10 protein-coding genes are annotated in these 12,537 nt (G+C 33.0%); 1 reads left to right on the forward strand and 9 read right to left on the reverse strand.

Annotated elements, in window-relative coordinates; translation table 11 throughout:
• Positions 1-1,814: T9SS type B sorting domain-containing protein (locus tag C4S75_RS04285; RefSeq protein WP_146105559.1), on the forward strand; the 1,814-nt coding region annotated here is incomplete at its 5' end.
• A 108-nt stretch (positions 1,815-1,922) separates the two neighbouring features.
• Here C4S75_RS04285 and C4S75_RS04290 read toward each other — a convergent pair.
• From C4S75_RS04290 to mraY, 9 genes are read right to left on the reverse strand one after another with little or no spacing between them, the layout of a single operon-like run.
• Positions 1,923-2,369 carry a GatB/YqeY domain-containing protein gene (locus C4S75_RS04290; RefSeq protein WP_105297092.1) on the reverse strand — a complete coding sequence of 149 codons (447 nt, stop codon included), beginning with the start codon at positions 2,367-2,369 and terminating at the stop codon, positions 1,923-1,925.
• Between the two features lie 22 nt (positions 2,370-2,391).
• Positions 2,392-4,218 (reverse strand): cell division protein FtsZ, encoded by a 1,827-nt coding sequence (gene ftsZ, locus C4S75_RS04295; protein ID WP_105297093.1) that lies wholly within the window; start codon positions 4,216-4,218, stop codon positions 2,392-2,394.
• A gap of 14 nt (positions 4,219-4,232) precedes the next feature.
• A complete protein-coding gene (ftsA, locus tag C4S75_RS04300; RefSeq protein WP_105297094.1) occupies positions 4,233-5,612 on the reverse strand; it encodes a cell division protein FtsA in 1,380 nt (459 codons plus the stop codon).
• A gap of 2 nt (positions 5,613-5,614) precedes the next feature.
• Complete coding sequence (locus C4S75_RS04305; RefSeq protein WP_146105560.1) at positions 5,615-6,283, reverse strand: cell division protein FtsQ/DivIB; 669 nt, start codon at positions 6,281-6,283, stop codon at positions 5,615-5,617.
• Between the two features lie 43 nt (positions 6,284-6,326).
• Complete coding sequence (murC, locus tag C4S75_RS04310) at positions 6,327-7,688, reverse strand: UDP-N-acetylmuramate--L-alanine ligase (protein WP_105297096.1); 1,362 nt, start codon at positions 7,686-7,688, stop codon at positions 6,327-6,329.
• 3 nt (positions 7,689-7,691) lie between these two features.
• Positions 7,692-8,792, reverse strand: coding sequence for an undecaprenyldiphospho-muramoylpentapeptide beta-N-acetylglucosaminyltransferase (murG, locus tag C4S75_RS04315; protein WP_105297097.1), 1,101 nt, complete (start codon positions 8,790-8,792; stop codon positions 7,692-7,694).
• Positions 8,779-9,969, reverse strand: coding sequence for an FtsW/RodA/SpoVE family cell cycle protein (locus C4S75_RS04320; protein ID WP_105297098.1), 1,191 nt, complete (start codon positions 9,967-9,969; stop codon positions 8,779-8,781). The genes murG and C4S75_RS04320 overlap by 14 nt, the downstream gene beginning before the upstream one ends.
• Before the next feature lie 3 nt (positions 9,970-9,972).
• A complete protein-coding gene (gene murD / locus C4S75_RS04325) occupies positions 9,973-11,307 on the reverse strand; it encodes a UDP-N-acetylmuramoyl-L-alanine--D-glutamate ligase (protein WP_105297099.1) in 1,335 nt (444 codons plus the stop codon).
• A 6-nt stretch (positions 11,308-11,313) separates the two neighbouring features.
• A complete protein-coding gene (mraY, locus tag C4S75_RS04330) occupies positions 11,314-12,537 on the reverse strand; it encodes a phospho-N-acetylmuramoyl-pentapeptide-transferase (protein WP_105297100.1) in 1,224 nt (407 codons plus the stop codon).

Below are 12,537 nucleotides of genomic sequence, written 5' to 3' on the forward strand. Positions count from 1 at the left end.
ATCTGACCGAACCTGAAATAAGTAACTATACCAATAGAGAACTATATAAAGAAGGATTATACCTAGTAGATGAAATCTATGTAAGAGTAAAAGACGAAGAAGGCAACTATTGTGATGAAGTATCGAAAGTAAAACTCTACGTATATCCATATTTAAAAGTAGCAAAAGACGAACCGATCATCTGTGAATACGAACCGCAAGGCAGTAAAACCCGAGTAGATTTATGGAGTTCGATTTATCCAATGTTATCATCCAATGGAGAAGAAGCAAGAATAAAAAGCTTCTTACAAGATATGCGAGTAATTTTCCAAGACAGCAAAGGAGTAGAGATTGGCAGAGTAGAAGACACATCGGGGCCAATACCTAATACTTTAACCGATTACGACCCCCCTGTAGGAGAAAACAAAGTAGAAGTAAAAGTTAAATTCGAAAACAAAGAGAACGGCTGTGGAAATGAAGGAACAATAACAATTACCCAAAAAGAAACGCCACGTCCACAACTGATACCTCAATTTGTGTGTGATGGAGACAATAATGGAAAATATGATGACCTGTTACTCAAAGACCTCGATCCTAAAATTAAAGATAAATCAGGACATAATTATTTAGATCAACGCGTATATGAAATTACCTATCATGAAGGATATAAAAAAGCATTGAACGGAACAGGGGTATTAGATAAAAACAAATATTTTGCTTTATCCGATTCAATTTATTGTAGAATTAAAAATATTCAAACCGAATGTATCGGCATTACAAAAATAGAATTTGAAACCAATGATCCTGTAGAACTTAATGATGCTACCCTATACGCTTGTGATGGAGATCAAGACGGATACGCGTATTTTCAACTTCCGTTAGTTGAACATTTATTTAAAAATCAACCCAATTCAACAATTCGTTTTTATAGAACCGAAAAGGATGCAAATAATGCCTTGAAAGATGAAGCAATGGGTAAACCTTCAAAACAAATACAAGAACCCGAATTATCTAACTATAAAAGTAAAAACGGATATGTATATGTTCGTGTGGATAATATAGATGATGATTTTTGTCCATCCGTAGCAAAAGTAGAGTTGATTCCTTATGTTTCTCCAACGCCTCCTAATGAAATAGTTTATATCTGTCCAAGATATGCTACAACACTAGACGCAGGAGATGATGGATACGATCAAATCCGATGGTATTTTAAAGGAAAATTAGTTGGGACCGGTCAATATCTTGAAAATGTTAGAGACATAGGTATTTATACGGTTGAACATACTAAAATTTTAAATTATAATATCAGCTGTACTACTACGCATCAAATAGAAGTTAAATTATTGGAAGAACCGATTATTGTTGAATTACAGCAAGGAAAAGATTATATAACCGTAATAGCAAATGGACCGGCTCCGTTGGAATATTCCATCGATAAGATAAATTGGCAAAGAAGTAACACATTTACTAATTTAAAACAAGGAATTTATACATTCTATGTACGTTCCGTTGCCAATTCATGTGATGCTATAACTTCCAAAGGAATAATTTTCGGAATTAATAATGTGATAACTCCCAACGGTGATAATTATAACGATGCATGGAGAGTATGCGGATTAGATTTGTTTAAAGGCGAAAATTCTCAAGTTAAAATCTTTGACCGATACGGTAAACAAGTTTATGAAGAAACCTCTAATACATGTTTTGTATGGGACGGAAAACACTTAGGAAGAAATTTGCCGACCTCTTCCTATTGGTACATAATTACTATTGCCGACGGAAGAGAATTTACCGGTTGGATTATGTTAAGGAATTACAATGAAGCAGATCGATAAACAGTTTGCTTTATAAACAATATAAAATAGAAAAGACATTCATTTACGAATGTCTTTTTTTTAATTAAAAAAAGCCGATTGATCATCGGCTTACATACAAAAGATAAATTAGGACAACAACTTCCTAACAGTTTCTGATATTGTTTTTCCTTCGGATTTTCCTTGTAATTTTTTTGAAGCAACACCCATAACCTTTCCCAGATCTTTTATGTCTTGAGCACCGGTTTCAGCTATAATTTCTCGAAGTTCTTTTTCTAATTCTTCAGGGGTAAGTTGTGCCGGAAGGAATTGCTCAATGACTTTTGCTTGTGCTAATTCATTTTCAGCCAATTCATTCCTGTTGTTAGCTAAAAATTGTTCATAAGCCTCTTTCCTTTGCTTAACCAATCTTTGTAATAAAGCAATTTCCTGGTCCGGAGAAATATCTTCCGTTTTACCATCCGTTTTAAGTAATAATAATTGAGATTTAATAGCTCGTAATGATTCCAATGCTACTTTATCTTTATCTTTCATGGCGATTTTCATCGCATCCATTATTTTAGTTTCTAAGCTCATAATTATTTGTTTTAGTTAGGGACTAATCAACATTATCATGGAAAAAATTATTTGGTCGGATTTGAACTTCATTAGAATTTTTGTTAAAGTACATATCCGAACTTTTATTAGAATCTATATTTTCATCTAAATTAATGCCTTGTCTTTTATAAGCCGGAACTTTTTCTACTTCATCAACATTTTGTTTAGATAATCCTTGAAATTTGCTGTTCAGTTTTTTCAACCGTTCTCTTCTTTCTTGGATTTTTTTCTCCATAAGCTCATTCAAAGATTCTGAAGAATAATTTTTATCTTCAGAAACGGTTTGATCTTCTGTGAAAATTTCCTTTTTTTCCTCAGGAAGCTGAAACTTGTTATTATAAGAACTCAATTCTTCGGTTTCTGTTTGAAAATTTACTTTTTGAGTAAAATCCTCAGCTTCATCTAAAGTGAATATAGTCGATTGGTTTACAGGAGGCTCGGGAAGTTTATCTTCTTTGGTTTCCTGAAATGTATTTTCTTTATTAGAAAATAAAGTTGTTTCATTATTTTGGGGAGGATATACATCCTTTTTAATAATATTTATTTCCTCATCAATAGGAAAAGAGGGAACAATCGGATCTTTTCTGTTAGAGATTCCAAAAGTGGTTACCTCTTCTTCATCTTCTAGAGTTATTATTTTTTGAATCGTTTTTTCTTCGTTTTTTTCCTGAACATAATTTCCTTTATTAACTGAAGAAATTATTTGTGGTTCATCAGATCTATTATCTTTTTGACTATTGAAATTTGCAGCTTTTGTATTTCCCAAATTCAAGGGATTGGAAGTTGGAAAATCATCTGTTAACGTGTGTACGATCTTCTCTTTTTCTTTACCGCTGTTTCTTTCATCGTCCACAGGAAAACCGGTTGCAATGACAGTTACTCTGATACTATCTCCTAAACTTTCATCTTCACCGATACCCATAATAATATTTGTACTGTTACCTGCCTCGGATTGAATATAATCGTTAATGATACCTATTTCGTCTACTGTTATCTCATCATCGCCGGATACGATTAACAATAATACATTCTTAGCTCCGGTAATTTTATTATCATTAAGCAAAGGAGAATCCAAGGCAGCCATGATAGCATCCTGGGCTTTGTTAGGTCCGGAAGAAACAGCAGATCCCATGATGGCAGTTCCGCTATCTGCCAGAACGGTTTTAGCATCACGTAAATCTATATTGATGGAGTAATTTTTGGTAATAACTTCAGCAATTCCTTTAGCAGCTGTGCTAAGCACCTCATTGGATTTTGAAAATCCGGATTTATAACCCAAGTTTCCATACAATTCTCTCAACTTATCGTTTTTTACGACAATTAAAGAGTCAACGTTTTTCCTGATTTTTTCAAGACCTTTTTCTGCTTGTTCCAATCGCGATTTACCTTCAAAAGAAAAAGGAATAGTGACAATACCAACAGTTAGAATACCCATTTCTTTTGCAATACCCGAAATAATAGGCGCTGCTCCTGTACCGGTTCCTCCTCCCATTCCTGCGGTAATGAAAACCATTTTAGTTTGATCACCTAAAGCATTTTTAATATCATCTATACTCTCTAGAGCAGCCTGTTCTCCGATTTCAGGATTGGCTCCGGCTCCTAAACCTTCCGTAATGGTATTTCCCAACTGAATTTTATTTGGGATAGGATTATTGATTAATGCCTGTGCATCCGTATTGCAAATTATAAAATCTACACCGGTAATGCCTTGATCATACATATAACCAACAGCATTATTTCCTCCACCTCCGACACCAATTACCTTGATGGCTGAAGTTTTATTTTTGGGCAGCTCAAAAAATAGCTTATTGTTCTCTGTATTATCCATTGTATTCTATCTGTTTATTCTGTATCGTTAATATATTTAATAAATTTTTCTTGAAAAGAAGCGAATATAGATTTTTTCTTTTCTTTATTTTTCTTCTTTTCTTCTTTCAAAGTTTTTTGCTCAATATTTAGGGTTGTTGTACTAGAATTTTCAGTCGGAATATCTGAAGAAACTTCAGGTTTCTTTATATTTTTAGTTTCCTGTTGAATTTTATTTTTCTTTAGTTCAAGATTATTGAGCCCTGTCATTAATAATCCTATGGCAGTAGCATATTCAGGACTGGCTAATTCTTCAGGCTGTCCTCCGGCTAAATGTTCATTACAATAACCAATGCGAACATCCATACCTGTGGTATATTCTGTTAATTGCCTTAAATGCTTTAACTTAGAGCCTCCTCCCGTCATTACGATTCCTGCAATCAACTTTTTCTTTTGCTCCTCACATCCGTAATTTTTTAATTCTAAATAAGCTAAGGAAATAATTTCTTCAACCCTTGCATGTATAATTTGAGATAATTTCTTAACGGTAATTTCTTTAGGTTCTCTTCCGTGCAATCCGGGTATACTGATGACTTCAATCTCTTTATTTTCAGATGGCCAGGCAGAACCATATTTAACTTTTAAAATCTCTGCTTGCCTTTCAATAATTGAACAACCTGATTTGATATCATCAGTAATCACATTTCCACCGAAAGGTATTACCGCAGTATGACGGATAATATTATCTTTAAAAACGGCAATATCCGTTGTACCTCCACCTACATCGATCAAAGCAACTCCGGCTTCTTTTTCTTCCTGACTCAAAACCGCATCCGAAGAGGCAAGGGGTTCCAATGTTATACCTACTAAATTTAACCCTGCTTCTTTAACACATCTGGCAATATTTCTAATTAAAGAAATTTGACCAACTACTACATGAAAATTAGCTTCCAATCTGCTACCGTGGAAACCTCTCGGTTCAATAATTTCAGATTGAGAATCAACCTTGTATTCTTGAGGAAGAACATGTATAATTTCTTCTCCCGGAAGCATGACTAGTTTATGTACTTGTTCTTTTAACTTTTCAATATCCGTATCGTCAATAACATCTTCAAAGTTAGGTCTGGAAATATAATCGCTGTGTTGAAGACTTCTAATATGTTGTCCTGCAATTCCAACAGTAACATCGGTAATTTTGTAATTTGCTGCTTTTTCAGCCTCAGAAATTGCTTTTTTTATTGAATCAATAGTCTGAGTAATATTATTTACTACACCCCGATGAACGCCTAAACTTTTAGCTCTTCCCATTCCCAGAATAACCAATTTTCCATGTTCATTCCTTTGCCCAACTATAGCAACAATCTTTGTTGTGCCTATATCCAAACCTACTGCAATATTGTTGTTGTTGTTGTCCATATTTATCTCTTTGTTGCAACTATTTGATTGTCATATTTTAAACTTATTTTCTTATAAACGCCAAAACCTACATAATCTAGATATTGTTTGTAAAATTCTTTTAGATTTGTAAGTTTCTGATGATTGTTTTTAAGATCACCATATTCTATATATACTCCGGCTACATTTAAAAGCAAATTATAACTATTTTTTTTGTCTTTATCAATGCTTATAATGTGATTTTTTAATATCTTATCTTCACTTATTAATTGAGATAATTTTACTAATTTTTTATATTCCTCTGCTTTAATATCACCACTTACAAGTAAACAAGGCAATGAAAAGTTTTGGGACAAAGGAAATTTCGTACCGTTTTGATCCAAATAAAATTCATCATTAGGAGTCTTAATTCGAACAATTGGAATTTTTTGACTCACATGTATATTTAGGGAACCATTTAAGTCTATATAAACATTACTGTTTGAAATAAACGGTATGGTATCCAAATTTTCTTCGGTTTTTGAAATATCAATATCTTTTATTTTACTTGCTTTCTTTTCATTTTTTGATGATCGATTGACAATGTCATAAACCATGGCATTGGTAATAAAATGTATATAATCAGCATTATCAATTAGAATACTGACGTTATCTATACTTTTATCGTTATGTCTTCGGACTGCAAAGTTCATCAAAAATCCTAGTACTATTAGTAATAAAAAAATTTTAATAAATCTATATTTTAATTTCATTAAGCCAATTTATAATGGGATCATATAAGGTATCAATATTACCGGCTCCTATGGTTAAGAGCACATCAAAATCTTTTGTCTTAATACTTTTTAAAACATTATCAATCGAGCATATTTCCTTGTCATCAAGTTGTATTTTATCCGCCAACCATTCCGAAGTTATTCCTTCGATGGGAGTTTCTCTGGCCGGGTAGATGTCCAATAAAATAAGCGTATCTGTTTTGCTGAGACTTTTAGCAAAATCCTCTGCAAAGTCAGCGGTTCTGGAATATAAGTGAGGCTGAAATACTGTCAGCAATTTTTTGGTAGGATATAAATTTCTAATTGTATCGATTACAGCATTGATTTCAGTTGGATGATGGGCATAATCATCGATATAAATTTTATTATTTTCAAATACATGTTTATTAAATCTTCGTAAAACCCCTTTAAAATCAACTAAAGCCTTACGTAGTATATCGGCTTCAATACCCAGTTGTAAGCTGATTGCTAAAGCGGCTATTGCATTTTCAACATTGTGTTTTCCGGGTATGGGTACAATAAAATCTTTTATAATTTGATGAGGCGTTACTAAATCAAAATGGAATTGCCCATTGATTATCTGTATATTTTCAGCATAATAATCTGCCTTTTCATTAGCTGAATAAGTAAGGTGCTTTGCATTGATGGGTAAACCTTTTTTTACTATTAAAAATCCGTTTTCGGGAATTAAGTCCGCAAATTGATTAAAAGATTCAATTATATTTTCATGATTTCCATAAATATCCAAGTGATCAGAATCTGTAGATGTTATAGCTGCCATGTTTGGAGAAAGGGACAAGAAGGACCGATCAAATTCATCAGCTTCAACAATAGAAATCTTGGACCCATTGTAAATGAAGTTAGAATTATAATTGGCAGAAATACCTCCTAAAAAAGCAGTAGCAGGTAAATTTGCATACTTACAAATATGTCCTAATAAAGTTGAAGTTGTCGTCTTTCCATGAGTTCCTGCAATAGCTAAACACAGAGTACTTTTGGTGATTTCACCTAAAACTTGGGATCGTTTGAAAAGTGTAAATCCATTTTCAATAAAATAGTGTTTAATTTTTAAATTTTCAGGTATAGCAGGTGTATAGATCACTACCGTATCCTCTTTGGAAATATTTTTCGGAAGTAATGAAATCGTATCCTCATAAATAATGGATATATTTTCCTTTTCCAGGTTATGAGTCAGTTTAGTAGGAGTCTTATCATATCCATACACGGTTGCATTGGAAAATTTGAAATAACGAGCCAAAGCACTCATTCCTATTCCTCCAATTCCTATAAAGTAATAATTTTTATATGTATGAATATCTTTCATAGACTAGTAAATTTTCAATTCATTTAATATATGAGTTACAATTTCTTCAGTTGCATTTGGTTTAGCCAACTTAACAATATTTTCAGATAAAAGTTCTCTTTCTTTTTTATCGTTACAAAGATTTTGTATCTCGCTTAATAATTTTTGAGAAACCTTCGAATCCTTTACCATTTTTGCAGCGTTTGCGTTAACTAATTGCAGGGCATTTTTAGTTTGGTGATCTTCTGCGGCAAAGGGGAAAGGTATAAGTATTGTTGGCTTTCCGGCTAAGGTTAATTCCGAAATGGCTATTGCTCCGGCTCTAGATATAATGATATCAGCAGCAGCGTAAGCAACGGACATATCTTTTATAAACTCAAAAATAAATATATTGTTGTGTTTTAAGTTGTTATTAACTTTAATATCAGAATAATCCAATTTTCCGGTTTGCCATATAATTTGAATATTGGTATCAGCAATTACCTTGGAATTTTCTTTCCAAAAATTATTGATAGTTCTCGAACCCAAAGACCCTCCTATAGATAAAATTGCCAATTTTGATGGATCGAGTCCTAATTCTTTTTTGGCTTGTTCTTGAGTTATAGTTCCAAATAAAGATTTTCTAACAGGATTTCCCGTGACATATAAGTTATCTTTTGGGAAATATTTTTCCATGCCTTCATAAGCAACAAAAATTCCTTTGGCTTTATTTCCAAGTTTTCTATTGGTAATACCGGGAAACGAATTTTGTTCCTGTATAAAAGTGGGAATGTTTGCTTGAGCAGCAACATATAAAGCAGGCCCGGATGCATATCCGCCGGTACCTATTGCCGCATTCGGTTGAAATGATTTAATAATTTTTCGTGATTTTATTAGGCTCGAAATAACCTTAAAAGGAAATTTAAAGTTAGACAGCATGGACGATCGTGAAATTCCTGAGATCCATAATCCTTCAATAGCATAACCGGCTTGAGGTACTTTTTCCATTTCCATTTTATTTTCTGAACCTATAAACAGAAATTCTGCATTAGGAATACGATGTTTTATTTCATCTGCAATGGCAATTGCAGGAAAAATATGTCCACCGGTTCCCCCACCGCTTATTATAAATCTAGGCGATCTCATAATTTATATCTCCTTTATTATTTTCTTTAACTGTGTTTTCATTTGAAACAATATCACGACTTACACTAATAATAATCCCTAAAGCCATATAAGTTACCCACATGGAAGTTCCTCCGTAACTTAATATGGGTAGAGGCTGTCCGGTAACCGGAATTAAATTAACGGCTACAGCCATATTGGAAAATGCCTGAAATATAACCGGTAAACCTATACCCACCACTAATAAAGTACCGAATATATTTTCCACCTTAGTGGCTATAACAATGATTCTCCAGAGTATAAGTAAATAAAGGAAAAAACATAAAAACACACCTGCATAACCGTATTCCTCTACTATAATAGCAAATATAAAATCCGAAGAAGATTGAGGTAAAGATTGCTTAAAAGCGCTTTTTCCCGGTCCTCTGGGTATAATACCGCCCTGAACTATAGCTGCTTTAGCTTGCTGTACCTGGTAACTTTCTTCTCCATCTTCTCCTGCAAAGTTTTCAATTCTGCTCTTCCAAGTATGAACCCTGTGGCCGGGAAACATATCCGGATATTCCAAAACGATTGTTATAAAAAGAATAGCCACAATTATACCAACCCCTATAATTGAAAGTAATATTTTGATAGGATATCCACCGATAAACAATAAAGCTAAAACCATCAAAAAAATTAAAATTCCCGTTGATCCGTTTGCAGGAAAAATGAGTCCGACTACCATAAAAATAGGTAGTAAAACAGGCACAAAACTATTATTGAATGTTATTTCTTTATCTTTATTTCTATCAAGATATCTGGCAACATATATATTTAATACTAATGCAGCAAAAACAGAGGTTTGAAAGGCAAACGGAACCCCCGGAAGTTTCAGCCAACGAGAAGCATTTGCTCCATCAATACTTTTTCCTTGCATTAAAGTAAGTATCAATAAAAAAATAACTACCGGTAATAATAATTTGGAAAATCCGCCAAAATATTTATAATCAATTTTTTGAAAAATAAAAACAATACCTATTCCGACTATAATAAACCCGGCATGTTTGGCAAAATGTCCCAAAACGGATCCTTGTCCGACTACATATTGCAAATTCGAACTGGCAGAATATACGGGTAAGAAGGAAGCTAACGAAATCAGTAATATCGCTGCCCAAAGAGTTATGTCTCCCTTAAAGTATTGTTTTAATTTTCTCATTTATTAAAGTTTTCTAACTTCCTCCTTAAACTGATTTCCTCGATCTTCATAATTTTTAAATAAATCGAAACTTGCACATGCAGGTGAAAGAAGTACAGAATCTCCTTTTGAGCCTAAACTATAGGCTGCATTTACGGCATCTTTCATACATTTAGTTTCAACAATGTTAGAAACTATGTTCTGAAAAGTATCAATTATCTTTTTATTATCAACACCTAAGCAAACTATGGCTTTGACTTTTCTTTGAACAAATGGGATCAGTTCACTGTAGTCATTTCCTTTGTCAGTTCCTCCCACAATCCAGATCACCGGAGTTTTCATACTTTCTAAAGCATAATAAACAGAATTTACATTGGTCGCCTTACTGTCGTTAATAAAATTAATTCCATTAATTTTTAAAACAAATTCCAAACGGTGTTCTACCGCTTCAAAATCCATTAAACTTTGTTTTATGAAATCATTTTTAATTTTAGATAGTTTTCCGGCAATTCCTGCTGCCATGGAATTGGCAATATTGTGTTTTCCTGTAAGTGCTAATTCGTTGATTTTCATTTTAAAAGTGTCTGAGTTAATGTGGAAGTTTATATTTTCATGATCGCTGAAAGCTCCGTTTTCTATTTTCTTATGTAAAGAAAAAGGAAGCTTTTGCGCTTTAGTATTGTGATTTTGAAACCAATTAGTAGTCATTGGATCATCCTCATTATATATAAAATAATCCTTAATATCTTGATTTTTAGTTATTGTAAATTTTGCATCGATATACTTTTGATAGGTGTATTCATATCGATCGAGATGGTCAGGACTTAAATTCAAGACCATAGCTATATGAGGTTTGAAGTTTTGAATGTCATCTAACTGAAAACTACTAATTTCAAGTATATAATAATCAAAATTTTCTTCAGCTACCTGCCAAGCAAAACTTTTACCGATATTTCCTGCCAATCCAACCGAATAACCTGCTTTTTTAAACATATGGTAGGTTAATGAGGTAGTGGTTGTTTTACCATTTGAACCGGTAATTGCAATAAGTGTAGCATCGGTATGTTGCGAGGCAAATTCAATTTCTGATGAAATAAGAATTTGTCTTTCACTAATTTGTTGAATTATGGGTGATTTTTTAGGGATCCCCGGGCTTTTTATGATCCAATCAGCATTGAGTATTAATGCCTCTGTATGTTGTTTTTCTTCAAATGGAATTTCCTTTTCAGATAAAATCGCTTTATACTCATCCTTTATAGAACCCATATCGGAAAGAAAAACGTCAAATCCAACTTTTTTTCCTAATATGGCTGCACCTACGCCACTTTCTCCACCTCCTAATATAACTAGCCTTTTCATTTCTTTTTATCTTACTTTTAGGGTTATGATACAGAATATGGCCAGCATAATTCCAATAATCCAAAAACGGGTTACTATTTTACTTTCGTGATATCCTAATTTTTGAAAATGGTGATGAAGGGGGGACATTAAAAATATTCTTTTTCCTTCTCCGTATTTTTTCTTAGTATATTTAAAATAAATTACCTGAAGTATTACAGAAAGATTTTCAATTAAAAATATTCCGCACAATACAGGAATTAATAGTTCTTTTCTTAAAACTATAGCTAAAACCGCGATAACGCCTCCGATCGTAAGACTTCCCGTATCTCCCATAAATATTTGAGCCGGATACGTGTTATACCATAAAAAGCCGATCAAAGCACCGGCAAAGGCTGCCGAAAATATTACTATTTCGCCCGAATTAGGGATATACATCAAATTTAAGTAATCAGCCATCATTATATTTCCGGATACATAAGCAAATAAAGCTAGAGTGGTAACAATAATTGCTGAGCTTCCTGCTGCTAGTCCGTCAATCCCGTCGGTGAGGTTGGCTCCGTTAGAAACTGCAGTAACAATAGTTATAACCACCGGAATTAAAATGATCCATACCAAATCTTCTGATTCTTTTTCATCCATCCCTATCCATTTTAGAACTTTTCCGTAATCAAATTGATTGTTTTTAAAAAATGGAATGGTTGTTTTAAATGTTTTTTCTCTGGGATAGAAATCTTTTGCGAATTCTATATTATGTGAGCCTTCAATTTTTTCTTTGATTACTATATCTTTATTAGTATACAAAACTACTCCTACAAAAATACCGAGACTTATCTGACCTAAAACTTTGAATTTACCTTTTAATCCGACTTTATTTTTTTTATGAATTTTTAAAAAGTCGTCTAAAAAGCCAATAATTCCCATCCAAATGGTTGATATGACCAATATAATAATATAGATGTTGTTTAATTTACAAAATAAAAGTACCGGAATCAACGTTGCCAAGATGATAATAATTCCCCCCATAGTCGGAGTACCTTCTTTTTCTTTTTGTCCGCTAAGTCCCAGTTCTCTTACTGTTTCACCTAATTGTTTTCTACGAAGGAAATTGATAATTTTTTTACCAATAATTAAAGAGATAAATAGAGATGTAAATACCGCTGCTAAGGCTCGGAATGTAATATATCTATATAAACCGCTTCCGGGTATATAATAATTTACATTTAAATAATCAAATAAGTGGTAAAGCAT

Source organism: Apibacter sp. wkB309, assembly GCF_002964915.1.
In the GTDB taxonomy this organism is placed as follows: domain Bacteria; phylum Bacteroidota; class Bacteroidia; order Flavobacteriales; family Weeksellaceae; genus Apibacter.